Source organism: Sinorhizobium medicae (assembly GCF_007827695.1).
GTDB lineage: Bacteria > Pseudomonadota > Alphaproteobacteria > Rhizobiales > Rhizobiaceae > Sinorhizobium > Sinorhizobium medicae.
The window spans coordinates 48,054-71,514 of the sequence record NZ_VITA01000019.1; the positions used below are offsets into that span (position 1 = coordinate 48,054).

The window sequence follows — 23,461 nt, forward strand, 5'->3', positions numbered from 1 at the left end:
CCATGCAGGGTTTTGGCGTCCATACGAGCATGTGGACAATGAACTGGGACCGCCCCGGAGCTGAGAGGGCGGTAGCGGCCGCTGTCAAATACAAGGTCGATTTCATCGAAATTCCCATGCTCAATCCGCCTGCCGTCGATACGGAACATACCCGTGCCCTGCTGGAGAAGCATCGTCTGCGCGCGGTCTGCTCGCTGGGCCTGCCGGAACCGGCCTGGGCCTCGGTGCGTCCCGACGCGGCGATCGACCATCTGAAGATCGCGATCGACAAGACGGCGGATCTCGGTGGGGAAGCGCTGTCCGGCGTGATCTATGGCGGTATCGGCGAGCGCACGGGCGTGCCGCCGACGGTCGAGGAATACGACAACATCGCCCGCGTGCTGCAGGCCGCGGCCAAACACGCCAAGTCACGCGGCATCGAGCTTGGTGTCGAAGCCGTCAATCGTTACGAGAACCACCTGATCAATACCGGCTGGCAGGCGGTTAAGATGATAGAGCGGGTTGGAGCCGATAACGTGTTCGTGCACCTCGACACATATCACATGAACATTGAGGAAAAAGGCATCGGCAAGGGCATCCTCGATGCCCGCGAACATCTGAAATACATCCATCTTTCCGAAAGCGACCGCGGCACGCCGGGCTACGGCACCTGCGGCTGGGACGAGATTTTTTCGACCCTTGCGGCGATCGGCTTCAAGGGCGGCCTTGCTATGGAAAGCTTCATCAACATGCCGCCGGAAGTCGCCTATGGTCTCGCCGTCTGGCGCCCCGTCGCGAAGGACGAGGAAGAGGTGATGGGCAACGGCCTGCCGTTCCTGCGCAACAAGGCTACGCAATACGGCCTGATTTGAGGAGGTTGCGGCGCCGGGCGGGCAGGGAAAAGAGGACGTGGATGCGATGAACGATAGTGGCAGCGGAGCGGCTGCGGTCGCCGTCCTCGATGTCGGCAAGACGAATGTCAAGCTGAGCGCGTTCACAGCCGACGGCGCGGCCGTCGAGACGCTGAGCGTCCCCAATCCCGTTCTCCCCGGGCCGCCCTGGCGCCACCATGACGTTACGGCCCTGAGCCAATGGGTTTTCGAAACTCTGGCGGCTTTGTCGAGGCGCCACGATCTCAGCGCCATTGTTACTGCAGGACACGGCTCGGGCGGCGTTCTGACGGGCACGGATCCGGATGCCGGCGATGGCGCCACGCTTCCGATGATCGACTACGAGCAGTCTTTGCCGCCCGATATCCTCGATGGCTATACCCCGCTCGCCGGCTCCTTTCTCGATCGCGGCAGTGCGACCATGCATGGAGCGACGCATCAGGCCCGTCAGCTCTACTGGATGGAAGCGCGGCAGCCGGATGCTTTCGGAAAAGCCCGCTGGTTTCTCGGCTTACCGCAATATTGGGCCTGGCGGCTTTCCGGTATTGCTGCGTCGGAGGCGAGCTTCCTCGGCGCCCAATCGCATCTCTGGAATGTTGCGGAAAGGCGTTGGGCGCCCATTGTTGGGGCCCGCGGCTGGGAGCGGTTGATGCCGCCCTTCGCGAAAGCCTGGCAGACGCTTGGGCCGATCCGGCCGGAACTCGTCAAGCGGTACGGGCTTCCAGCAGAAATGCGCGTCCTGGCGGGAGGCCATGACAGCAGCCTCAATCATTATCGTTATCACGCCGCCGGCCTGCAGGATTTCACGGTCATCTCGACGGGAACCTGGATCGTCGGATTTTCCCGGTCGACGCCGATCGACCGCCTCGACGAGCATCGCGGCATGACCCTGAACAGCGACCTCTTCGGAAATCGCCTCGGCGGTATTCTGACGATGGGCGGCCGGGAATTCTCCCATATCGCCGGGGTCGACCCGCCGACAGACAACGCCCCTCCCGAGGTCCTTGTGCGTCTCCTTGCGCAGCGGACGATCGCTGCTCCCTCTTTCGGCGACGACGACGGCCTTTTTCCCGGCAGCGCCGGAAGTGGGCGCATCCTCGGGCCGGAACCCAAGTCGGCGATGGAGCGCAAGACCCTGGCACTTCTTTATTGCGCCCTGCTAACGGTGGAATGCATCGAGACGCTTTCTGCAGATCGCCTCGTCGTGCTCGACGGCAGCTTCCTGCGCGATCCACTCTATGCGGGCGTCGTGGCGGCACTGCTGCCTGACCGCAAGGTGTGCTTCAACCTCGATGCTTACGGCGTTGCCGCCGGTGCGGCGCTGCTCGCCGGCCACGAGACGCGCAAAGGGCCGGCGCCGCTGACACTGAGTGAACCGACCCGTTTCGGAAGGCTTGAACCCGAACTTTTACGCTACGCCGCCGACTGGCGCGCGGTTGCCCGGACAACGGCAACAGAGACCAATTCCGGAACATGAAAGGAAATCTACATGGCTGAAACGGACAAGCTGGCACTTCGGCGAGAGATGGTGGACATCTGCCGGCGGATGAATTCGAGTGGCATCAACCAGGGTACGGCCGGCAATCTCTCGCTCCGGACCGATGACGGCTTCCTCATCACGCCCTCATCCATGCCCTATGAGACGATGCAACCGGAAGACCTGGTGGAGATGGCCTTCGACGGCACCTATGTGGGCCATCGGCCGTCATCGGAATGGCGCTTCCATCGCGACATTCTGCGCGCGCGCACCGATATAGACGTGGTCCTGCATTGCCATTCGATCTATGCGACGACGCTTGCGTGCCACCACAAGACCATCCCGAGCTTTCACTACATGACGGGAATTGCCGGCGGCACGACGATACGCTGCGCCGAATACGCCACCTTCGGCACCCAGGCGCTCTCCGACAACGCGCTTGTCGCGCTCAAGGACCGCCTGGCTTGCCTGCTCGGTCAACACGGACAGATCTCGCTCGGCAAGACGCTGGAACAGGCCCTGTGGCTTGCGATCGAAGTCGAGACACTGTCGCGGATCTATGTCCAGGCCCTCACCCTTGGCGAGCCGCCCGTGCTGCCCGACGACGAGATGGAGCGCGTAATCGCCCAGATGCGACGCATGAGCTATGGCCAGGCGCCCGACGCCGAAGGCGTGAACGACGTAGCACGCCCGCGCGATGCCTTGGGCAATTCCGGCAAGAGTGTGTAGCGGTTCTGCACGGGGGAGGGCAGGGTTGCGGCTTTGCCCCACGGCCGGACGGAAGATGATATCCGCGCGGTGGGCAGCGCAATCCAAGACGTGCTCAAAGAAACATCCGCCGAATAATGCCTGCCGGTAAACCAAGGCTGTCAGCTTACAATTGCAGGCCATAAGGAGCGCTCGTGTACGAGCACATTGCCGAGTGCTGCGTCTTCCTGGCAGGTTTAAGGAACATCATTGAGATTGTTTCCCTCCGGGTCGCCTAGTTTTGCGTATCGACCGTGGATAGCGGAACGGAAAAGATATTCGGGTTCATCGATGGCGAGGCCATCGTGAGAGCCGTTGATACAGGTATTCTGATGCACGTCGGCGCGACGGACGTTTTCTCTTACTTAAGAACGGCATTGGAGGACAGTATTCTTGAAGCGGCGGCGCGACGGACGTTTTCTCTTACTTAAGAACGGCATTGGAGGACAGTATTCTTGAAGCGGCGGCGTTCCCGACAGAGGGATTGGCCTGTCTGCCGTCGCCCGCCGGATCGTTCATGAAATTCGTCCGCTTGCCCGGCTTGCTGCCCCGCGGTTTGTAGCCAATCTTCTCGCTGTTGGTCTTCACCTTCGGCGCCGGCCGCTCGTCCTGGCGTTCCTTGATGTAGACCAGCACATCGGAAAGCCGCTTGTTCTCGGTGGTCGCCGCATGCGTCACCCGCTGGTCCTTATCGAACACCCAATACCCCTTCCAGCGCACATCAAAGCAACCATCGGCATTGGCATAGGTCTCGGCATAGCGACCAGCCAAACCGCACGGCACCTCGGTCTCCTCAAGCCTGATCCGCTGGCGCTCGAACGAAAACGTCAGTTGCGCGCCGACATGGCGCTGCTCACGCTTGCACAGGATCTCGTTGAGCCGATCCGACGCCAGATTTAGCGGCCTGTCCGCGAAACACGGATCTCCCGTTCGAGACTGCTCAATGCGACGAGGGCTGACTTCCGAGAGCGCGCGGTTGCGTCAACAGATCGCGGGGGCGATCTGAATGGTCTGCTTTGGGGCAACTTCCCGTCGTGGCTGCTGCTTTGGCTGGATCTTTCCGGCTCCTATCGAACACCTCAAGCTTGGTCTCATGAAAATGCGCCCGCCGGCTAGGCGGTCGCAGAAGTTCGCGTCCTTGGCCGGACGCGGGATTGGTCGGGACAGGTCAACCATTCTTTCTTAGAGTCAGCATAGTGGAAAGATAGGCAAAACAGCGTGGCAATCCGATAGTTGCCACAATAAGTAATACTTATATTATTCCTTGCTTAATTAGCCTTTAGTAGCATAGTCTGGCCGTCTACTGCCTGGGAGGAGCAAGATGGAGCATGTCGAAGCCGAAAAGCTTTCGAAGCACACCGTTACCAAGATTTGGAACGTCCGCGAATTTTGCCAACTACATCAATTGGGTGACAAAGAAGAGATCCGACTTCGTCGGCTATTCGGCCGGTTCGCCACAGCCTCCGAGCTGCAGCATAATGCCAAACGCACTCCGAAGTGGAGATACTAGGGTTTAGCGACAGGGATCCCGCGTTCGTCGCTGACGGGGTTGGTCGCAATTTAAGCTGCTCATCCAGAAAACAGACCCGGCTCTGTGGCCGAGTCACATGTCTTTCATACGGATACTCCGCGATTGACCCGGAGCGGCAGTGTTAAGGCAAACGCCGATGCCTCAAGTGCCGCCTGCGGATAGGCTGTGATGTCATCGATGTAGCAGCGAGATTGGGATCCCGGCGAGACCTTTCGCGGCAGTGCTCCCCTGCTGCTCTGACCACTGATCCCCGCCGAGCGACAATAATCTTGTGAAAAAACCGATACTAGGGCACAATTTGCGAGTGCGGCGCTATCTCGACTCCGGCCGTCCTGCGCCGAGAGTTCGTGGGCGAAAGGTCGGCGTCGATGCATCAGGGGTTCTTTCTTCTGTTCGCTACGGTGTCCGTGGTCACGGCCCTGACGCTGGTCCTGGCGCGCAATCCGGTTCACAGCGCATTGGCGTTGATGGCGTGCTTCCTGCAGATTTCCGCAATTTTCGTTATGCTCGGTGCACCGCTGCTCGCTGTCATCCAGATTTTCGTCTATGTCGGCGCGATCATGGTCCTTTTCCTATTCGTGATTATGATGGTCGACGTGCGCGAAGCGGTGCTGCAGCGCTTCATGCCCGGCGGCAACCTGCCGGCGCTCGCGCTGCTCCTGCTGCTCGGTACCGAGATGGTCGTGCTGGTGCTCTGGAGCGATCGCTTCATCGAATCGCCCCCCGTAGCCGAGCGCGGTGGTGATGCGATCAGAGATCTCAGCAAGACGCTCTTCTCGGACTATCTCCTGCCGTTTGAAATCGCCTCCGTCATCCTGCTGGCGGCTCTCGTCGGCGCCATCGTGCTGGCGCGGAAGGAGCCTGGCTGATGGTCCCGCTCTGGTGGTCGATCCTGCTCGGAGTGGCCCTATTCGTGATAGGAGCCGGGGGCGTCCTGCTGAGGCGCAATATTCTGATAGTGCTGATGTCGCTGGAGCTTCTGCTCAATTCGGTCAACATCAATTTCATCGCCTTCGGGCAGTACTACGACGACTTCCGCGGACAGATCTTTGCGATCTTCGTCATCGCGATCACCGCGGCGGAGGTTGCCGTGGCCCTCGGCATATTGGTCGCGCTGGTGAGAAACAAGTCCACCCTCAAGGTAGACGACGTCACCATCATGAAAGGATAGCGGCTTGGACCCGGTGATCTCGACCCGGCCGCTGCTTGCCGTCGCCGTCGCCGGACTGGCGGCCCTTGCCATTCTCTTTCTCAACAAGCGCGAGAAACTCCGCGACGCGGTATCGCCGATTGCCGCGGTCGCCATGTTTGCGATCGTCGTCTCCATGGCGCCGACGGTGCTGGCCGGCGGCACCGTCGAACTGCGCCTGTTCGAGGTCCTGCCGGGGATCGACTTCGGTTTCCGCGCAGATGCGCTCGGCATGGTTTTCGCCACTGTCTCTTCGCTTCTGTGGATCGTGGCCGCGGTCTATTCCATCGGTTATATGCGGCATTTGCACGAGCACGCGCAGACCCGCTTTTTCGCCTGCTTCGCCACCAGCCTCGCGGCCGCAGTGGGCGGCGCCTTCGCCGCAAATCTGTTCACGCTGGTCATCTTCTACGAGGTGCTGAGCCTCGTCACCTATCCGCTCGTCTACCACCACGAGGACGAAGAAGGATGGCGCGGCAGCCGCAAGTATCTCGTCTATCTGATGGGCGCTTCGAAAAGCGTGCTTCTCGCTGCCTTGGCGCTGACCTATCACATCGCCGGGTCGCTCGACTTCGTGACGGGCGGGTTACTGGCCGGTGCCAATGCCTCGGCAACGCTGCTCGCGGTCGTCTATTTCTGCTATCTGTTTGGCTTCGCCAAGGCGGCGGTGATGCCGATGCATGCCTGGCTGCCCGCCGCAATGGTGGCGCCGACGCCGGTCAGCGCACTCTTGCATGCCGTGGCGGTCGTCAAAATGGGCGTCTTCTGCGTGCTGCGGGTGATTTTTCATGTTTTTGGCGTCAGCATGGTCGGAGAACTGGGCCTCGGGGTCGCCACGGCCTATTTGGTCTCGTTCACCATCCTGATGGCATCGATCTATGCGCTGACGCGCGACGACCTGAAGGCGAGGCTCGCCTATTCGACCGTCAGCCAGCTCTCCTACATCGTGTTGGGCGCGGTACTCCTATCGCCGCTGGCCATGGTTGGCGGGATCATCCACATCGCCGCGCATGCGTTCTCAAAGATCACGCTCTTTTTCTGCGCGGGGTCGATCTATTGCGCGTCCGGAAAACGCAACATCAGCGACATGGCGGGCATCGGCCGCAGGCTTCCCTGGACGATGGGGGCATTCTTCGTCGCGTCGCTGAGCATGATCGGCATCCCGCCGACGGCAGGTTTCGTCAGCAAGTGGTATCTGGCGGAGGGCTCGGTAGAGGCCGGGCAGATGGCTTTCCTGGCAGTGCTGCTCGCGAGTTCGGTCCTCAACGCCGCCTATTTTCTGCCGGTCAGCTACACCGCCTTTTTCGAGGCGGAGACCAAAGAGAGCCAGGCGCCGGTCCGCGAAATCCCGCTTGTTGCGATCCCGCTGGTTGCGACCGCGATCCTGTCAGTACTGATGGGCATCTTCCCCTACTATTTCCTCACCCTCGCGGACGGAGTGATCCAATGATCAAGCCTGTCGTCGGTTTCTTTGGTGACGAGCAATATGCGAGGCCGCGCCGGCGGCTGTTCTATCTGGTGCTCGTTCTGATTATCGTCGCCGACTTCCTGGTTGCTCGCGACCATGCCGAATACCTGTGGGAGCGCCTGCCGGGCTGGTCGGCGGCGTACGGCTTCGGCTCTTGCGTGCTGCTCATCTTCGTTTCCAAGTTTCTCGGCCATCGCGCCGGGCTGATGCGGCGCGAGGATTATTATGACTGATTTCGTCCATCCGGCCCTGATCTTCATTCTAGGCGCTCTGCCGATCCCGTTCTTCACCGGACTGGTGCGTAAATCCTATCTCGTGTTGATCCCTGTGCTGGCGATCGTCGCCGTCATGGCCATAGAGCCCGGCAGTTATGGCGAGACGCAGTTCCTCGGTCAGGAAATTCTGATTGCGAAGGTCGACAAGCTTAGCATCGTCTTCGCTACCGTCTTCACCATCATGGCGCTGATCGGCACGGTCTATGCATTGCACCTTTCCGGCGCCGGCGAGCATGTAGCCGCCTTCGTCTATGTCGGCAGTGCGCTCGGGGTGGTGTTCGCGGGTGACTATCTGACCCTCTATCTGTTCTGGGAGGGCATGGCATTCGCGTCGGCATATCTGGTCTTCGCTCAAGGAACGGGACAGGCGATCCGCGCTGCTTTTCGGTATCTCATGGTCCACGTCACTGGCGGCGTCGTCCTGCTCGGTGGCATTCTGCTCCATGGGGCGGCCGCTGGCTCACTGCTCTTCGGTCCGGTCGAGGGCGCTTTGGACGCGGGTGCCTACCTCATTCTGGCCGGATTCTTGCTCAACGCGGCGGTGCCCCCACTCAATGCCTGGCTGACCGATGCCTACCCGGAGGCGACCGTCACCGGCGCGGTGTTCATGAGTGCCTTCACGACCAAAACCGCCGTCTACGTGCTGGCGCGGGCGTTTCCGGGTATCGAACTGCTGGTCTGGCTCGGCACGGTGATGGCGCTCTATGGCGTCATTTATGCGGTGCTGGAAAACGACTGCCGCCGCCTTCTTGCCTATCATATCGTCAGTCAGGTGGGCTACATGGTCGCGGGCATCGGCATCGGCACCGAGCTGGCGGTGAACGGAGCCACCAGTCACGCCTTCGCGCACATCCTTTACAAGGGGCTCCTGTTCATGGGTGCCGGGGCGGTGATCTATGTCACCGGCCGGCGCAAGCTCTCCGAGCTTGGCGGGCTTTACAAGGCAATGCCGCTGACGGTAGCGTTCTATATGGCCGGGGCCCTTGCGATCTCGGCATTCCCGTTCTTCTCGGGTTTTGTCAGCAAATCGATGGTGATAGCCGCAGCAGCGCAGGATCACCGCGCGCTGGTCATGTTGGCGCTGACGATGGCGTCGTCCGGGACGTTCCTGCATACTGGGCTCAAGCTCCCCTATTACATGTTTTTCGGTACCGATCGGGGGCTGCAGGCACGGGAGCCGCCCGGCAACATGCTGGTCGCGATGGGTGTGGCGGCGGCGCTCTGCATTGCCATTGGCATCTTCCCCGGGCCGCTCTACGCGCTTCTTCCCTATCCTGTCGATTTCGAGCCTTATACCGGCGTCCATGTGAGCGAGAGCCTCGGGATCCTGATGTTTACGGCTTTGGGCTTTGTGATCTTCCTTCGGGCGCTCGATCCCGAGAGCACGATCAGCCTCGACACCGACTGGTTCTACCGCAAGGGCGCCCGCGCCTTCATGTGGTTCGCAGAAAGGCCATTGGCGCGGTATGAGAAGGCGGTCAGCGACGTATCGGAGACTGCGGTGCTTCCCTTCCTGCACGGCTCGGCGCGCACGGGGATGCGGCTTGATCTCAATGGCGTGGATGGCGTGGTGAATGGTGTCGCCCGATCGATCCTTGACGGTGGCGGCGTACTGCGACGCTTGCAGACCGGCGTCGTCACCCACTACGTGCTGGCGATGATCGCCGGTCTAATCGCGGCTATCCTCGTCTTCGCGGTGGTGTGGAGGTAGGGGCACGATGTCGATCCCATTGCTGAGCCTCATCGTCTTCGTGCCCGTCGCCGGGGCGGCAGTTCTGGTGTTCATGCGCAGTGACGATGCAGTACGGTGGACGGCGCTCGGTTTCGGTATTGTCGATCTCGCTCTCTGCATCGTGATGCTGGCCGGCTTCGACACGACGACCCACGAAATGCAGTTCGTCGAGAGCCGTCCCTGGGTGGCCGCGCTCGGGATCACTTATGCGCTCGGCGTCGACGGCATCAGCGCGCTCTTCCTGTTCCTGACGGCGCTGTTGGGCTTGATCTCCGTGCTCGCTTCCTGGGTGGCGATCGACCGCAAGGTGAAGGAGTTCATGGTCAGTTTGCTGGTCATGCAGGCGCTGATGCTGGGTGTCTTTTGCGCGCTCGATCTGTTCCTGTTCTACGTCTTCTGGGAGGCGATGCTGATACCCATGTATCTGATCATCGGCGTCTGGGGCGGCGAAGGCCGGGTCTATGCTGCGTTCAAGTTCTTCCTCTATACGCTGGCCGGCAGCATCCTCTTCCTGATCGGCGTCATCGTGCTCTATTTCCAGGGGGGCGAGACCTTCGACATACTCGCCCTGACGGCGCAGGATCTGCCCTTCGGCGTCCAGTCCTGGCTATTCTTCGCTTTCCTGGTGGCTTTCGCTGTCAAGGTGCCAATGGTGCCGGTGCACACGTGGCTGCCGGACGCACATGTCCAGGCGCCGACGGCTGGCAGCATCATTCTCGCCGGCGTGCTCCTGAAGATGGGTGCTTACGGCTTCCTGCGCTTCTCGCTGCCGATGCTGCCGGAAGCATCTCTCTATTATTCAACGCTTATGCTCTTACTTTCGGCTCTTGCAATCGTTTATGGCGGCTTGCTGGCGTTGGCCCAGGACGACCTGAAAAAGCTGGTGGCCTATTCCAGCATCAGCCATATGGGATTTGTGACGCTCGGGATTTTCGCGCTGAATCTGCGCGGGCTCGAGGGCAGCATCCTGCAGATGTTCAACCACGGGATAACGACGGGCGCATTGTTCCTGTTCGTGGGCCTGATCTACGAGCGCACGCATACCCGCAGCATCGCGAATTACGGCGGGCTGATGAAGGCGGCGCCCATCTATACCGCCTTTCTTGCGCTCTTCACCCTGTCTTCGATGGCGCTGCCGGGGACGAACGCTTTCGTAGGCGAACTGCTGGTGCTGTCGGGTGGGTTTGCGGCAAACCTCGCCGCGGGCACCGCGGCCGTAGTGGGTGCGTTGCTAAGTGCTGCCTACCTGCTCGGCATGTACGGGAAGGTGGCGCTTGGTCCGCCGAGTGTGAGTGCCAAGCATAAGATACACGACGTGAACGGCCGCGAGATGGCTGCCATCCTGCCGCTCGCGATCTTCGTGCTTTGGGTCGGGCTCTATCCGCGACCGTTCCTCGGGATCATCGATGCGTCTGTGCGAAATCTACTGGTGCAGGTACACGGTGAAGGGATCGGTGAATGACTGCTGTCGCCCTTCTCCAATGGGTCCTGGCGAGCGTCCCCGAGATCATCGTGGTCACCGGTGCCTGCATCCTGCTGATTGTTGGAGAGCTTGTGCGCAAGGGACGGGATGAACTGCTCCTGTGGGCCTCAGTCGCGATCGTGCTCCTCGCCGCGGTGGCCACGCTCATGCTGGCAGGCGAGATACGGCCAGCCTATGCAGGCATGTTCATTTCCGACAGCTTCGCCGTCTTCTTCAAGTTGGTGTTTTATCTGGCGACTGTCCTGACCTTCTTTCTGTCGCGTAAGTACGCCGAGATAGAGGGAATCGGCAGGAGCGAATATTATGTTCTGCTGCTCTTCGCTCTTCTTGGAATGATGATCATGGCCTCGGCGATCGACCTCCTGTCGATCTATGTGGGCCTCGAGCTGATGGTGCTCTGCACCTATGTGCTGACGGGCTTCCTGCGCAAAGAACGGCGATCGAACGAGGCGGCTTTGAAATATGTGATCCTCGGCGCGGTCTCGACAGCGATTTTCCTTTATGGCGTCTCGCTCATCTACGGGCTCACCGGTACGACCCAACTGGACAGGATGGCTGAGGCGGTGAGCGGCGGTCCGCTCGATCCCGCCCTGCTGCTGGCGGTCGTTTTCATCGTTGCGGGGCTCGTCTTCAAGATCGGCGCCGTGCCGTTCCATATGTGGGTGCCCGACGTCTATGAAGGCGCGCCGACGACGATCACTGCGTTCATGTCGGTCGCACCCAAGGCGGCCGGGTTTGCGGTGATCCTCAGGGTGTTTCTTAATCCGCTCGTCGAAGCCTCGAACGCCTGGATCATCGTCGCGGCCATTGCGGTGGCAACGATGGCGCTCGGCAGTTTCGTGGCGCTGGTGCAGGATAATTTCAAGCGCCTGCTCGCCTATTCCAGCATCGCGCATGCTGGGTTCGCTATTTTCGGCGTGGTGGCCGGCGGTCAGGACGGGATCGCCAGCGTGATGCTCTATCTGCTCATCTACGCTTTCATGAATCTCGGCATTTTCGGCGCCGTGATCATGATGCGGAACGGAGATTTTTCCGGCGAAGTCATCGATGACTACGCAGGTTTCGCCAAGTTCCATCCCGGGCTCGCGCTTCTTATGCTCCTCTATCTCTTCTCGCTCGCCGGCATTCCGCCGACAGCCGGGTTCTTCGCCAAGTTCTATGTGCTGGTCGCGCTGGTCGAGCGCGGTTTTGTCGCGCTAGCGGTGATCGCAGCCCTGCTCAGCGTCATCGCCGCCTACTTCTATATCCGCATCGTGATGGTGATCTACATGCGCGAGCCGGAAAGGACGTTTGACCCTGCGCTGACGCCGCTCGTCCGCGCCACGCTCGCCTTCACCGCCGTCGGCACCATCGGCATTGGCCTGTTTCCGGCGTGGTTCTTGAGGCTAGTTCAACAGGCGGCTTTTGGAGGGTAAGGCGTGTTTTCGCTGCTGTACCCTCGACGCCAAATTGCTGCAGGCAGTCCGACTCGTATCAGATATTACTAATCAATTGGATTTGCATTGACCGGCTCGACGGAATAGACTCGTGCCAGGTAAAATGGATTGCCAGGGTCCGCCGGCGAGCGCCGGCTTCCTGGTCGCAAAGGGGGTTGATCGCGGCCGAGCGTGGTTGACCAAGGCCAGACGTTATGACGGCAATGGAGTTCCTGCCTGTTCTGTTCATGGTCGCCGGGATAGTCCTGGTGGCGGCGGCAACGCTTTTCGTCTCCTCGCTGCTGCGTCCGTCCAATCCCTATCCCGAGAAGAACGCCCCTTATGAATGCGGTATGGAAGCGGCGGGTGAGGCCGCAGGTGGCCGCTTCCGGGTTCCGTTTTTTATCCTCGCCATCCTCCTCGTGATCTTCGATGTCGAAGCGATGTTCCTCTTTCCCTGGGCGGTCGTCCTGAAGGAGATCGGCATCGTCGGCTATATCGAGATGTTCGTCTTCATGTTGCTGCTTCTTGTGGGCTTCGCCTATGCCTGGCTGAAGGGGGCGCTGGAATGGCAGGAGTAAACGATGCGATCCGCGACAGCGTACTGTTCACCACGGCCGAAAGCATCATCAGTTGGAGCCGGAGGTCGGCCTTGTGGCCCGAAACCTTCGGCATTGCCTGCTGCGCCATCGAAATGATCTCGGCCGGCTGCGCGCGCTACGACCTGGACCGGTTCGGCGTGGTGTTCCGGCCTTCTCCGCGGCAGTCCGATGTGATGATCATTGCCGGCACTGTCACGCGCAAATTCGCGCCCGTCGTGCGCCGGCTTTACGACCAGATGCCGGAGCCGCGCTGGGTGATTGCGATGGGGACCTGCGCGATTTCGGGTGGAGTTTACAACACCTATGCCGTGGTGCAGGGATCGGAAACCTTCGTCCCCGTCGACGTGCATGTGCCCGGCTGTCCGCCGAGGCCGGAGGCGCTGATGCATGGCTTTCTCCTGCTTCAGGAGAAGATCAAGACATCCCGCGCACTCACCGGGACGCCCCTGGGGCGGGTTGTAGCGTCATGACCGGGGAGCGGCCTGTCGATCTTCTATCGATCATCGGGAGCTTCGTAGGAGCAGTCGAGGGTCTCGGCGCTGCGCACGGCATTCATGCCTTTGCCGTCCCACCGGAGCAGATCGTCGAGTTCTGTCGGTTCCTGAAAGAACATCCGGCGCTTCAGTTCAGTTTTCTCTCTGACATCTGCGGCGTCGATCATTATCCCGACTTGCCGCGCTTCGAGACGGTTTACCACCTCTATTCGCTGAATAACAAATGGCGCGTTCGCATCAAGTGCCGGCTCGGCGACCCACCGCATGTTCCCTCTGTCACGGGAGTCTGGCGAACCGCCAATTGGCATGAGCGCGAGGCCTGGGACATGTACGGCATCCGCTTCGAAGGGCATCCGGATCTGCGCCGGATCTACATGTGGGATGGTTTTGAGGGCTTTCCGCAGCGGAAGGATTTCCCCTTGAGGGGCTACAAGGACAAGCTGAACCCCTTTGGAGCCGAGGGTCCGCCGCCAACGCAGCCGGACCTCGCCACTAGAGATATACCCCAAGGAGGCCATTAGACGCCGGAGAGTTTGAGATGACCGAAGTCACCGAGCTCATGAGGCCGGAAGGCGAAGCGCTCAATACCAAGGAGGTGCTTCTCAATCTCGGTCCGCAACACCCGAGCACCCATGGGGTTCTGCGGCTCGTGCTGCAACTCGACGGCGAATATGTTGAGCGCATCGACCCCCATATCGGCTATCTGCACCGTGGCACCGAAAAGCTGGCGGAGAGCTTCACCTATACGCAAATCTTCCCGCTGACTGACCGGCTCGACTATCTCTGTCCACCTTCGAACAACCTGGCCTTCGCGCTCGCCGTGGAAAAGCTGCTCGGCATAGAGGCCCCGATCCGGGCGCAATACATCCGCGTGATGATGGCCGAACTCGCAAGGATTTCCGGCCATCTCCTGATCACCGGCGCACTGCCGATGGACCTGGGCGCCATGACCGCGCTGCTTTACGCCATGCGAGAGCGCGAAATGATCATGGACCTCCTGGAAATGATCACCGGTGCGCGCATGCACACGTCCTACTGCCGCGTCGGCGGGGTGCGCGAGGACCTGCCCGACGAGTTCCTTCCGAAGATCCGGGAGTTCTGCGAGATATTCCCGAACAGGATCCGCGACTATGAGCGCCTGATAGAGAATAACCGGGTGTTTCTCAGCCGTACTCAGGGGATCGGCGTGATCTCCGCGGCGGACGCGGTCGACCTCGGCTTGAGCGGACCGAACCTGCGTGCCTCCGGCGTCGACTGGGACATCCGGCGCGACGAACCCTATGAAATCTACGACCGGCTCGATTTTGACGTCATCACGCGCGAGGAGGGCGATTGCTATGCGCGCTGGCTTTGCCGGGTCGACGAGATGCGAGAGAGCATCCGCCTCATCGAACAATGCATGGAGCAGATGCCGGAGGGGCCGTTTCAGGTCGATATTCCGACGATCGCCTTCCCCGTCGATAAAGAGCGCGTGCATTGCTCGATGGAAGCACTGATCCAGCATTTCGATCTCTCCGCCTACGGCTTCGACGTACCCGCGGGGGAAGTCTATTCGGTAATCGAGGCGCCCAAGGGGGAACTCGGCTTCTACATCATCAGCGACGGATCGCCAAAGCCGTTCCGCATGAAGGTGAGGGCCCCGTCCTTCGTCAATCTCCAGGCGCTCTTCGGGGTCACCAATGCACGTTACCTCGCCGATATGATCGCCGTGCTCGGCAGTCTCGACCCGGTGATGGCGGAGGTGGACAAGTAGCAGGGAGGTTTGGACGCGATGACGATGCGCGAAGAGATCGAGGCGGCGGCAGCACGATATCCCGATCGGCGATCGGCGATCATGCCCGCGCTCATGATCGCGCAGAAGGAGCATGGTCATCTGCCCGGCCCGGTGCTCGAAGACGTCGCCGAGATCCTCGGCGTCGAACGCGTTTGGGTCTATGAACTGGTGACCTTCTACACGCTCTTCCATACCGAACCGATCGGCAGGTTCCACCTGCAACTCTGTGACAATGTCTCCTGCATGCTGTGCGGATCCGAGGCGCTGCTGAAGCATCTGGAAACGACGTTGCGGATCAAGAAGGGCGAGACCACGGCGGACGGTGTGTTCACGCTTTCGACCGTCGAATGCCTCGGGGCATGCGAAATGGCTCCGGTGATGCAGGTCGGTGATGATTACCACGGCAACCTTGATAACGCGCGGCTCGATGCGCTGCTGGAGAGCTTTCGCGCGGCGGAGCGGGTGGCGAGCGTCGAGCGCGCTCATCCGCCGTCGCCAGGAGAGTAAGCCATGTTCGAGCCGGTCCTGCTCAGAAATGTCGATGTGCCGGACGGTCATCTGCTGTCGACCTACCAGGTCGGCGGCGGCTACCAAGCGCTCACGAAGGCACTCGGCGAATATACACCCGACGAGATCGTCGAGCTCGTCAAGGAGTCCAACCTGCGCGGCCGCGGGGGTGCCGGGTTCCCGACGGGCATGAAGTGGAGCTTCGTGCCGAAAGCGGCCGGCAAGCCGAAATATCTCTGCTGCAATGCCGATGAAGGGGAACCCGGCACCTTCAAGGACCGCATCATCATGGAGCGCGACCCGCATCAGCTCATCGAGGGGCTGGCGGTCAGCGCCTATGCAATCGGGGCCGAAACCGCTTACGTCTACATTCGCGGAGAATATGTGACGGCTATTCGCCGCATGGAACAGGCGATCGCCCAGGCGCATGAAAACGGCTATCTGGGCACCGGCATTCTTGGCTCCAACTTCAAATTCATGGTCCACATCCATCGCGGTGCCGGCGCCTATATCTGCGGAGAGGAGACCGCAATGCTCGAGTCTCTCGAGGGCAAGCGGGCGCAGCCGCGACTGAAGCCGCCGTTTCCTGCTGTAGCCGGCCTCTATGCCAGCCCAACGGTCATCAACAATGTCGAGACGCTTGCCTGCGTGCCGCATATCGTGATGCGCGGATCGGCATGGTTCCGCGGCATAGGGCCGGACAGGAGTCCCGGCCCGAAGCTCTACTGTGTGAGCGGTCAGGTGCGCAAACCCGGCCTCTATGAGCTGCCGATGGGCATATCGCTGCGGGAACTCGTAGAGGAATACGCCGGCGGACCCCTGCCGGGGCGAAAGATCAAAGCGGTGATTCCTGGCGGGGTCTCGGCGCCGGTGATCCCGGAGAGCGACCTCGAGGTGGGCATGGATTTCGACTCGCTCGCCGCCGCCGGTTCGATGCTCGGTTCGGCGGGCGTGGTCGTGATCGACGACTCGACCTGCATGGTCAAGATCGCAACGCGGATCATCGAGTTCTTCCACCATGAGTCCTGCGGCAAGTGCACGCCATGCCGGGAAGGTTTGAACTGGACCGTGAAAGTCCTGCGGCGCATCGAGGCAGGCGAGGGCGAAACCGGCGACCTGGAGCAGTTGGAGATGCTCTGCAAGGGCATTTTCGGTAACACGTTTTGTGCACTGGGCGACGGCGCGGCCATGGGGCTGCGCGCCGCGCTCAAGCATTTCCGCGAGGAGTTCGTCGCCCATATCGAAGAGCGGAGGTGCCCTTTCCACTGAGGGGCACCGGGCCGGTCTGGGAGGAAGTATGGTCAAGGTTACGATCGACGAACAAACCCTGGAGGTCGAGGCTGGCTCGACGGTGCTCGCCGCCGCCGAGCGACTGGGCATCGAGATCCCCACCTTCTGCTATTGGAAGCGGCTGCCGCCACTCGCCTCCTGCCGCATGTGTCTGGTAGAGATCGAGGGGCTGCGGCGGCTGCAACCGGCCTGCGCCACGGTGGCAGCGGACGGCATGGCAGTGCGGACAAATACGCCGCTGATCGAAGAAACGCGCGCGTCCATGCTCGACATGCTGCTCGCCAATCACCCCCTCGATTGCCCGATTTGCGACAAGGGTGGCGAATGCGAGCTTCAGGACATGGTCATGGCGTATGGGCCCGGCGAAAGCCGGTTCCGCGACCCCAAACGTGTGTTCCATTCGAAGGACATCCGTCTGAGCCCGGTGATCATCATGAATGTCAACCGGTGCATCCAGTGCCAGCGCTGCGTGCGCATGTGCGAGGAGGTCGTGGGCGCGGTGGCGCTAGGCACGGTCGAAAAGGGCATGGACACCGCCGTCACCGGTTTCGAAGGGAGTCTTGCAAGCTGCGACCAGTGCGGCAACTGCATCGAGGTCTGCCCGGTCGGCGCGCTGATGAGCTTCCCCTATCGCTATAGGGCACGGCCCTGGGATCTCGCCGAGACCGACACGATCTGCCCGCATTGCGGCACCGGATGCCAGCTCACTGTCGGAGCGCGCAAGGGTGAGTTCATGCGGGTCCGCTCGGACTGGGAGCATGGGGTCAACTGCGAAACCCTCTGCGTGCGCGGCCGCTTCGGCCTCGATTTCATCGAGGGCCGGGATCGCATCAAGCGGCCGATGATTCGCCGCGACGGCGCGCTCACGCCGGTGTCATGGGAAGAGGCGGGCGAATTTCTCCGCCAGCGCCTCGCGGCGGTGGAGGGCAGGGCCGCCGGCGGGCTCATCTCGCCGCGTCTGCCGAACGAGGTGCTCTACCAGTTCCAGAAGCTGATGCGGACGGTGTTCCGCACCAATAATGTCGACTGCTCGTCCCGCTGGTCCACGCCTCTCGACATCCTGGCTCCGCTGGTAGCAAGTTTTTACAGCCGTGGCGCTCTAGAACAGGTGATCGGCAATGACTGCGTCCTCGTCGTAGGTGGCAACGTGACCGAGGAGAACCCGGTCACCGAATACCTCCTGCGCGATGCCGCGCGGCGGCGGGATACCGGCTTGCTCATGCTTTCGGCGCGGCCATCGCGGCTCGACGCCGATGCCCGGGCGGTTCTTCGCGTTCAGCCCGGCGGCGAGGCTCAGAGCCTGGCCGCGGTCGTGGCTGCTCTCGCGGCCGTGGCCGATGAGGGTTTGCCGGGCGACATCCCTGCGAAGACCCCCAGTTCCGCGGCGGGCGCAAATGACGCGTTGGACCGTCTGGTCGTAATGCTCAAGGAAGGTCGCAACGTCACTGTCCTGGCAAACGTCGATCTGCTGAGATCGCCGCTGGCGCGGGAGATGCTGCAGCAGCTCGGCAACCTTCTGCAGCTCCTGCGCCTGCTCGGCAAGGAACCCTCGATGCAGTTCCTCTTCGATCGTGCCAATCAGATGGGCGCCTGGGACATGGGTGTACTGCCGGGAGTTTTGCCGGGGCTGGGCCCCGTCGCCGATGAGGCCACGCGCACGAAGTTCGAACGGAGCTGGGGCGCGGAGATCCCTTGCAAACCGGGCGCCGATGTCGACGCGATGCTGGAACTCTGCGAGAACGGGCGGATGGGCGTGCTCTATGTGGTCGGAAGCGACCCGATGATGTCCTATCCCGACCGGGAGTTCGTCGAGCGCGCACTCGGTGCCGCCAGTCTTCTGATTGTGCAGGAGGCGTTTTTCACAGATACGGCGGGATTGGCCGACGTCGTGCTGCCCGCCGCCGGTTACGGCGAAGAATCCGGCACGTTCACCAACAATGAAGGCCGTATCCAGGCGCTTCGCAAATTCCGCGAGCCGCCTTTTGACGCCCGGAGCAATCTGGCGATCTTCGACTTTATCGCGGCGCTCCGGGAGCAGCCGCTGCAGCTATCGGCCAGTGCCGCCGTTTTCGATGAGATAACCCGGTTGGTTTCCGCCTATGAAGGCTTGACATGGGAAGGGCTTGGTGGCGACGGTGCATTTACCAGGTCAGCCCCGAGGCCTTGGGCCGGTGCGCCCTTCGCTCCTCCGCCCCCGACCCGGGTGACGGACGTGCTCCAGCTGATCACCGGCAACTGCCTGTTCCACAATGGCTATGTTTCCGAACGCTCGCAAACCCTGAATTCGGTCGCGGATGACCCGTTTATCGAGATGAGCGCTCGGGATGCCGCTCGTCTTAGCCTCTCGGACGGCGATCAGGTGCTCGTGCGGTCTGCCCGGGGCGAGCTGACGGCGAAGCTCAAGGTTAACAAGCGCTTTCCGGACGGGCTCGTGTTCGTTCCCGAAAACTACCGCGCCCTGCGGCTCAACAGTCTGATGCGGCGGGGCGAGTATCCATGTCCGGTGGAGATTCGCGCATGCGCAAAGGCAGCGTCTGCTCTGGAGGAGGATCGGGTCTGATTGCATCCGGATTTGCGGGCAGAGGGTCACTGCAGCCTTGCTGAAGGGGTCCACTCTCAGGCAATCCGCGGCAGGTGACTTCGTCAGCGATAGTTGGCCCCGCAAATATAATCGTGCATGTCCCGCTCCGCTTGCAATGCCTCTTCGAGCCGGTGTTTGACCACGTCGCCGATGCTAACCACGCCGACGGCATCGTTGCCGTCCATGACCAATACATGGCGTGTGCGCCGCTCCGTCATGATCGACATTACGAACGGGAGGAAATCCTCCGTCGAGCAGGTCGCGACAGTGCGGTTCATGATTTCTCCCACCCGCATGAGGGGTGCTTCGGAGCCGTACTCGGCCACGGCATAGCAGCAGTCCCGCTCCGAGAGTGTGCCCAAGCATTCCCCTGGCGAACGGCCGACGACGACAAAGCCGATATTCCTGTCGCGAAACAGCTGCAATACTTCCACCATCGTGTGGTCCGGCGTGACCGAGAAGATTTCGGGAGACTTGCTCCTCAGGATTTGGCAGATGTGCATCAGAGCCTCCAGTCCTGCTCCGGCGCGACGCCGGGCGCGCCGTCACTTTCGTCGAATATTCCGCCACCAATTGTAACCGCGTGGCTCGCTCGCCTCGACCAGAACGTCGCGTTCGGTTTTCAGGCGCGCAGCGACGACGCCGCCGGTCATCGCCTTGCCCGGCTTGGCGAGCAGATCGTCACGGCCGATCACCAAGTCGCGCGAGGAGAAACTCGAAAACTCATATTGTTGGCCAAGAGCGATCGCGTCCGCCGGGCAGGCGTCCTCGCAGAGCCCACAGAAGAGACAGCGGGCTGTGTCGATCTCGAACTTGGCCGGGCGCCGATTGCCCTTCTCGTCCTCGTAGGGGACCACTTCGATGCAGTCGCAGGGACAGATCCGCGCACAGAGCTCGCAGGCGACGCATTTGATCTCGCCCTCGGCGTCACGTTTGAGGAAATGGTGCCCGCGATAACGCGAATAGGGCAGCCACTTCTCCTTGTCCGGATATTGCATGGTAACGGGTTTGGAAAACATGTAGCCGAAGGTCAAAGCCAAACCATTCGCCAGATCGGCGAAGAAAGCCCAGCCGATCCATCTTCCAGCTTTGTCCAGTGCGTGCGACATGGCCGCCTCGCTGCGGCTCCTGAGAGTCTTCTTGCATGTCCGTACCCAGAGCTTCTGGGCGGCATGCATCAGGAGAAAACAACACCGCTGATGATTATGTTCGCCAAAGACAGGGGAAGCAAGACCTTCCATCCGATTGCCATCAGTTGGTCATAGCGGTAGCGGGGGAAGGTAAAGCGGAACCATATGAACAGATAGATAAAGAAGGCAACCTTCAGCAAAAACCAGAGGAGCGGCGGCAGCGGGATGAGCACGCCGTTCCACCCGCCGAAGAACAGGATTACAGTGAGGACCGACACCAGCACCATCACGACATATTCGCTGACCATGAACAAGGCGAAGCGGATGCCGCTATATTCGGTGTGGAACCCGGCTCCCAGATCGCCTTCGGCTTCCGCAAGATCGAAAGGAATTCGCTGCGCTTCTGCAAGGCCTGCGACGAAGAACACGAAAAATCCGATCGGCTGATAAACGACATTCCAGACGTCGCTTTGCGCCCGCACGATGTCCAGCAGGCTCATGGATTGCGCCAGCATGACGACGCCGATGACCGCGAACCCCATCGGAATCTCGTAGCTGATCATCTGCGCGCAGGTCCGCAGAGAGCCTAGGACCGCATATTTGCTGTTAGCCGCCCAGCCGCCGAAGATGACGCCATAGACCTCCAGCCCAATGACCGCGAAGACGAAAAGCAGCGCTACGTTCAGGTTGGAAATGTAGAGAGTGATCTCGTTGCCAAGAACCGAAACAGTTTCGCCGAAGGGGATTGCGGCAAACACCACGAAGGGCGGGGCAAGCGCCAGGATCGGAGCCAGTTTAAACAGGAAGCGGTCGGCCTCGGCCGGTATATGGTCCTCTTTGGTCAGGAGCTTGATACCGTCCGCTACCGGCTGCAGAAGACCGTGCCAGCCCACGCGCATCGGCCCCATCCGCTGCTGCATGTGCCCCGCTATCTTACGTTCCAACCACGTTAGCGGCAGGGGTAGCAACAACAGAATCGCGATCAGCAACGCGACCTTGAAGACGATCAGACCGAGAGCGACGACAAGTTCCATTACGGCACGTCCTGCCCAGTCCCGCGCGTGCAAGCCGACGCGCAAAGCACGCTGTGGCACTTTCGATCGCTGCATGTTTCAGCCTTAGTCGGCAAACATAAGGAACATGCAGCAGCGCGCAGCTTTGCGCATCTTGCACGTACACGGTACAGCCGTCACGCTCCACTTGCAACTACACTGCAGAACTCGACTAGCGCCCCATCGCCTGTGCGCTTGATCACGTAACCCTCGTGGCATTGAACAGCCGACATCCTGCTGGGGCAATGACTGCCCCGGCAACTTTCGGACATTCCACCCTGTGACGCCGAAAGTCAGCTCGGGGGATGGGCGTGATTTCGGCCGAGAGCGAGCGAAGTTCCGCAAGGGGACGAAGGGAGCCGGTCTTCACGAGCCTTTACACGGCTTGCTGAGAGGGATGTGCACGTTCCAGGCTTGATGGATCGAATCATGTATCGACCGGAACTCGTTTCCCCAGAAGCGGCAATGGTGAGTTCGGGACGTCGGAACGACTAGGATTCGAGCCTGCTCTGGAATGACAGTTTCAGACGCCGCTCAGCTCTGTTAACCCGCACAGCGAACGAAAGCGCCCTGCCATTGGAACTTGTCGGCCACAGCGGGGCCCACGACGCGTGGTTCGCGTGGAGGTACAGCGCGCACGAAAGTGCGTCCGACATCGGCATCATCGAGGATCGGGTCGCGTGTCCTCAACAGGGAGGCAGCCTGGCGGGTGACCAATGAGGCCTGTCCACGCGCAATATGCGCCTGACGATCGCGAGGCATCGTCGGTTACAGTAGACGAGAGAACCCGATAGCGGTGTCCATGCGGAGAAGCAACCTTGAGAGCATTGTCTTAGTGACGGGTAGACATGTAAACTCGTTAGCATCGTTCTCAAATGTCTCCGTGCGCCGGATCGAATGGGCGATGCTTTGTGTCCGCTGAATTGCATCGACCGCCAATCTTTGCGCCGACCTGCGCTGCTTCATTATGGTGATTTGATGTTTGAGGAGTCGTTCCCATGAGCATCACCCAGATTTCGCAACCTGTCACGCCAGGCGAACCCGCTCCGGATTTTGTTTTACCCGCAGTGGACGGCAGCGGGACGATCTCCTTGGCCGACTATCGTGGGAGGACCCCACTTTTTCTTGCACTGTTCATTGGCCTCTGGTGTCCATTCTGCCGCCGCGCAATTGCCCAGATCGCAGCATCAGAGTCTGCACTTAAGTCTGCAGGAGTTGAAACGCTCGGAGTTGTGGCTACAGCCCCCGACAACGCCCAGCTTTATTTCCGATTCAGGCCCACACGCCTCCGTCTGGCGGCTGATCCGGAACTCTCGACGCATCAAGCATACGGCGTCCCAAGACCCATACCGACGCCGGAGTTCCTGAGGGCGCTGGATACGACCCTGATCAACCCAGACGGCTTGTTCGCAGAACCGCTGCCGATCACGCATGCGGCCGAGGCCATTGGAAAGCTAGACAACTACAAGTATAATGAAACGGATCAAGCCGATATGGAGCGGCAGTGGCCCCAGCTTAAGGGCCAATTTTTAATTGATAGGGCCGGCTTCGTCCGCTGGGCCTACATTGAGTGCGCGGCCGATGGGCTAGCCGGGTTGGGGAAGTTTCCTTCAGCCAACGAAGTCCTGGCCGCAGCCCGCGCGCTAGCCGACTAACCACGGCCGGTTCATGGGCGGCCGGCCAGTACCATCCCGGACTGAAAGGGTGAGCAGCATCTGCACCCGCTTCTCGCCAGCTTCGGCGGCGCTGCGGGCAACAGCAGCTTTCTCTACGGCGCGAGCAAGTCTGGCATTGTCCGATGTGGAAACAAAGGCGCGTGCGCTTGATGGGGTGTGTCGGAACGGC

General features: G+C 61.0%; 21 protein-coding genes and 3 pseudogenes. 20 read left to right on the plus strand and 4 right to left on the minus strand.

What is annotated here, in order from left to right; all coding sequences use genetic code 11:
- The first annotated feature begins 2 nt into the window (after positions 1-2).
- From FB009_RS25830 to FB009_RS25840, 3 genes and pseudogenes are all read left to right on the plus strand, one after another.
- On the plus strand, positions 3-851 hold the full coding sequence (locus FB009_RS25830) for a sugar phosphate isomerase/epimerase family protein (protein WP_028053706.1): 849 nt from the start codon (positions 3-5) through the stop codon (positions 849-851).
- Between the two features lie 46 nt (positions 852-897).
- Positions 898-2,366, plus strand: a pseudogene (locus FB009_RS25835) (FGGY family carbohydrate kinase).
- Positions 2,359-3,075, plus strand: a complete 717-nt coding sequence (locus tag FB009_RS25840) for a class II aldolase/adducin family protein (protein ID WP_028053705.1) — start codon at positions 2,359-2,361, stop codon at positions 3,073-3,075. The pseudogene FB009_RS25835 and the gene FB009_RS25840 overlap by 8 nt, the downstream one beginning before the upstream one ends.
- Positions 3,076-3,516: 441 nt before the next feature.
- On the opposite strand, the pseudogene FB009_RS25850 reads toward FB009_RS25840, so the two are convergent.
- Positions 3,517-3,999: pseudogene (locus FB009_RS25850) on the minus strand (ISNCY family transposase); the annotation flags it as partial.
- A gap of 415 nt (positions 4,000-4,414) precedes the next feature.
- Here FB009_RS25850 and FB009_RS33340 point away from each other — a divergent pair.
- The 15 genes from FB009_RS33340 (at position 4,415) to nuoG (ending at position 19,413) form a co-directional block, all read left to right on the plus strand.
- Positions 4,415-4,603, plus strand: coding sequence for a hypothetical protein (locus tag FB009_RS33340; RefSeq protein ID WP_011969268.1), 189 nt, complete (start codon positions 4,415-4,417; stop codon positions 4,601-4,603).
- A 389-nt stretch (positions 4,604-4,992) separates the two neighbouring features.
- Positions 4,993-5,493 (plus strand): NADH-quinone oxidoreductase subunit J family protein, encoded by a 501-nt coding sequence (locus FB009_RS25860; protein WP_011969267.1) that lies wholly within the window; start codon positions 4,993-4,995, stop codon positions 5,491-5,493.
- Positions 5,493-5,795, plus strand: a complete 303-nt coding sequence (gene nuoK, locus FB009_RS25865) for an NADH-quinone oxidoreductase subunit NuoK (protein WP_003526959.1) — start codon at positions 5,493-5,495, stop codon at positions 5,793-5,795. Before FB009_RS25860 ends, nuoK begins: the two co-directional genes overlap by 1 nt.
- A 4-nt stretch (positions 5,796-5,799) precedes the next feature.
- Positions 5,800-7,263, plus strand: coding sequence for a monovalent cation/H+ antiporter subunit D family protein (locus tag FB009_RS25870; RefSeq protein WP_011969265.1), 1,464 nt, complete (start codon positions 5,800-5,802; stop codon positions 7,261-7,263).
- A complete protein-coding gene (locus FB009_RS25875) occupies positions 7,260-7,514 on the plus strand; it encodes a hypothetical protein (protein ID WP_101777761.1) in 255 nt (84 codons plus the stop codon). The genes FB009_RS25870 and FB009_RS25875 overlap by 4 nt, the downstream gene beginning before the upstream one ends.
- Positions 7,507-9,267, plus strand: a complete 1,761-nt coding sequence (locus FB009_RS25880; protein WP_101777762.1) for a Na(+)/H(+) antiporter subunit D — start codon at positions 7,507-7,509, stop codon at positions 9,265-9,267. The genes FB009_RS25875 and FB009_RS25880 overlap by 8 nt, the downstream gene beginning before the upstream one ends.
- Before the next feature lie 7 nt (positions 9,268-9,274).
- Positions 9,275-10,750, plus strand: coding sequence for an NADH-quinone oxidoreductase subunit M (locus FB009_RS25885; RefSeq protein WP_101777763.1), 1,476 nt, complete (start codon positions 9,275-9,277; stop codon positions 10,748-10,750).
- Positions 10,747-12,186: an NADH-quinone oxidoreductase subunit N gene (locus FB009_RS25890; protein ID WP_101779221.1), complete on the plus strand. Its 1,440-nt coding sequence runs from the start codon at positions 10,747-10,749 to the stop codon at positions 12,184-12,186. Before FB009_RS25885 ends, FB009_RS25890 begins: the two co-directional genes overlap by 4 nt.
- 215 nt (positions 12,187-12,401) lie before the next feature.
- On the plus strand, positions 12,402-12,767 hold the full coding sequence (locus tag FB009_RS25895; protein ID WP_011969260.1) for an NADH-quinone oxidoreductase subunit A: 366 nt from the start codon (positions 12,402-12,404) through the stop codon (positions 12,765-12,767).
- Positions 12,755-13,258, plus strand: coding sequence for a NuoB/complex I 20 kDa subunit family protein (locus tag FB009_RS25900; RefSeq protein WP_011969259.1), 504 nt, complete (start codon positions 12,755-12,757; stop codon positions 13,256-13,258). The genes FB009_RS25895 and FB009_RS25900 overlap by 13 nt, the downstream gene beginning before the upstream one ends.
- Entirely contained in the window at positions 13,255-13,803 is a 549-nt protein-coding gene (locus FB009_RS25905; protein WP_101777765.1) for an NADH-quinone oxidoreductase subunit C, read from the plus strand. The genes FB009_RS25900 and FB009_RS25905 overlap by 4 nt, the downstream gene beginning before the upstream one ends.
- Positions 13,804-13,820: 17 nt before the next feature.
- Positions 13,821-15,035: an NADH dehydrogenase (quinone) subunit D gene (nuoD, locus tag FB009_RS25910; RefSeq protein WP_101777766.1), complete on the plus strand. Its 1,215-nt coding sequence runs from the start codon at positions 13,821-13,823 to the stop codon at positions 15,033-15,035.
- 18 nt (positions 15,036-15,053) lie between these two features.
- Entirely contained in the window at positions 15,054-15,563 is a 510-nt protein-coding gene (gene nuoE, locus FB009_RS25915; protein WP_024311968.1) for an NADH-quinone oxidoreductase subunit NuoE, read from the plus strand.
- Between the two features lie 3 nt (positions 15,564-15,566).
- On the plus strand, positions 15,567-16,832 hold the full coding sequence (gene nuoF, locus FB009_RS25920) for an NADH-quinone oxidoreductase subunit NuoF (RefSeq protein ID WP_028053698.1): 1,266 nt from the start codon (positions 15,567-15,569) through the stop codon (positions 16,830-16,832).
- 28 nt (positions 16,833-16,860) lie between these two features.
- Positions 16,861-19,413: an NADH-quinone oxidoreductase subunit NuoG gene (gene nuoG, locus FB009_RS25925; protein ID WP_101777768.1), complete on the plus strand. Its 2,553-nt coding sequence runs from the start codon at positions 16,861-16,863 to the stop codon at positions 19,411-19,413.
- Positions 19,414-19,496: 83 nt separating this feature from the next.
- Here nuoG and FB009_RS25930 read toward each other — a convergent pair whose 3' ends face one another.
- The 3 genes from FB009_RS25930 to nuoH all read right to left on the minus strand — a co-directional run bounded on the left by FB009_RS25930 (position 19,497) and on the right by nuoH (position 21,598).
- Positions 19,497-19,937 carry a CBS domain-containing protein gene (locus tag FB009_RS25930; protein ID WP_011969253.1) on the minus strand — a complete coding sequence of 147 codons (441 nt, stop codon included), beginning with the start codon at positions 19,935-19,937 and terminating at the stop codon, positions 19,497-19,499.
- 42 nt (positions 19,938-19,979) lie between these two features.
- Entirely contained in the window at positions 19,980-20,543 is a 564-nt protein-coding gene (locus FB009_RS25935; protein ID WP_102045576.1) for an NADH-quinone oxidoreductase subunit I, read from the minus strand.
- Between the two features lie 68 nt (positions 20,544-20,611).
- On the minus strand, positions 20,612-21,598 hold the full coding sequence (gene nuoH, locus FB009_RS25940) for an NADH-quinone oxidoreductase subunit NuoH (RefSeq protein WP_101779225.1): 987 nt from the start codon (positions 21,596-21,598) through the stop codon (positions 20,612-20,614).
- A gap of 529 nt (positions 21,599-22,127) precedes the next feature.
- On the opposite strand from nuoH, the pseudogene FB009_RS33345 reads away from it, so the two are divergent.
- Together FB009_RS33345 and FB009_RS25950 are read left to right on the plus strand one after the other, a co-directional pair.
- Positions 22,128-22,234 (plus strand): annotated as a pseudogene (locus tag FB009_RS33345) (type II toxin-antitoxin system RelB/DinJ family antitoxin); the annotation flags it as partial.
- Between the two features lie 380 nt (positions 22,235-22,614).
- On the plus strand, positions 22,615-23,271 hold the full coding sequence (locus FB009_RS25950; RefSeq protein WP_101779229.1) for a redoxin domain-containing protein: 657 nt from the start codon (positions 22,615-22,617) through the stop codon (positions 23,269-23,271).
- Positions 23,272-23,461: the final 190 nt, after the last annotated feature.

What these genes read in the sequence shown, in the direction of transcription:
- FB009_RS25830 (WP_028053706.1), top strand. Translation starts at nt 3, where the DNA reads ATGCAGGGTTTTGGCGTCCATACGAGCATGTGGACAATGAACTGGGAC.
- FB009_RS25840 (WP_028053705.1), top strand. Translation starts at nt 2,359, where the DNA reads ATGGCTGAAACGGACAAGCTGGCACTTCGGCGAGAGATGGTGGACATC.
- FB009_RS33340 (WP_011969268.1), top strand. Translation starts at nt 4,415, where the DNA reads ATGGAGCATGTCGAAGCCGAAAAGCTTTCGAAGCACACCGTTACCAAG.
- FB009_RS25860 (WP_011969267.1), top strand. Translation starts at nt 4,993, where the DNA reads ATGCATCAGGGGTTCTTTCTTCTGTTCGCTACGGTGTCCGTGGTCACG.
- nuoK (WP_003526959.1), top strand. Translation starts at nt 5,493, where the DNA reads ATGGTCCCGCTCTGGTGGTCGATCCTGCTCGGAGTGGCCCTATTCGTG.
- FB009_RS25875 (WP_101777761.1), top strand. Translation starts at nt 7,260, where the DNA reads ATGATCAAGCCTGTCGTCGGTTTCTTTGGTGACGAGCAATATGCGAGG.
- FB009_RS25880 (WP_101777762.1), top strand. Translation starts at nt 7,507, where the DNA reads ATGACTGATTTCGTCCATCCGGCCCTGATCTTCATTCTAGGCGCTCTG.
- FB009_RS25885 (WP_101777763.1), top strand. Translation starts at nt 9,275, where the DNA reads ATGTCGATCCCATTGCTGAGCCTCATCGTCTTCGTGCCCGTCGCCGGG.
- FB009_RS25890 (WP_101779221.1), top strand. Translation starts at nt 10,747, where the DNA reads ATGACTGCTGTCGCCCTTCTCCAATGGGTCCTGGCGAGCGTCCCCGAG.
- FB009_RS25895 (WP_011969260.1), top strand. Translation starts at nt 12,402, where the DNA reads ATGACGGCAATGGAGTTCCTGCCTGTTCTGTTCATGGTCGCCGGGATA.
- FB009_RS25900 (WP_011969259.1), top strand. Translation starts at nt 12,755, where the DNA reads ATGGCAGGAGTAAACGATGCGATCCGCGACAGCGTACTGTTCACCACG.
- FB009_RS25905 (WP_101777765.1), top strand. Translation starts at nt 13,255, where the DNA reads ATGACCGGGGAGCGGCCTGTCGATCTTCTATCGATCATCGGGAGCTTC.
- nuoD (WP_101777766.1), top strand. Translation starts at nt 13,821, where the DNA reads ATGACCGAAGTCACCGAGCTCATGAGGCCGGAAGGCGAAGCGCTCAAT.
- nuoE (WP_024311968.1), top strand. Translation starts at nt 15,054, where the DNA reads ATGACGATGCGCGAAGAGATCGAGGCGGCGGCAGCACGATATCCCGAT.
- nuoF (WP_028053698.1), top strand. Translation starts at nt 15,567, where the DNA reads ATGTTCGAGCCGGTCCTGCTCAGAAATGTCGATGTGCCGGACGGTCAT.
- nuoG (WP_101777768.1), top strand. Translation starts at nt 16,861, where the DNA reads ATGGTCAAGGTTACGATCGACGAACAAACCCTGGAGGTCGAGGCTGGC.
- FB009_RS25930 (WP_011969253.1), bottom strand. Translation starts at nt 19,937, where the DNA reads ATGCACATCTGCCAAATCCTGAGGAGCAAGTCTCCCGAAATCTTCTCG.
- FB009_RS25935 (WP_102045576.1), bottom strand. Translation starts at nt 20,543, where the DNA reads ATGTCGCACGCACTGGACAAAGCTGGAAGATGGATCGGCTGGGCTTTC.
- nuoH (WP_101779225.1), bottom strand. Translation starts at nt 21,598, where the DNA reads ATGGAACTTGTCGTCGCTCTCGGTCTGATCGTCTTCAAGGTCGCGTTG.
- FB009_RS25950 (WP_101779229.1), top strand. Translation starts at nt 22,615, where the DNA reads ATGAGCATCACCCAGATTTCGCAACCTGTCACGCCAGGCGAACCCGCT.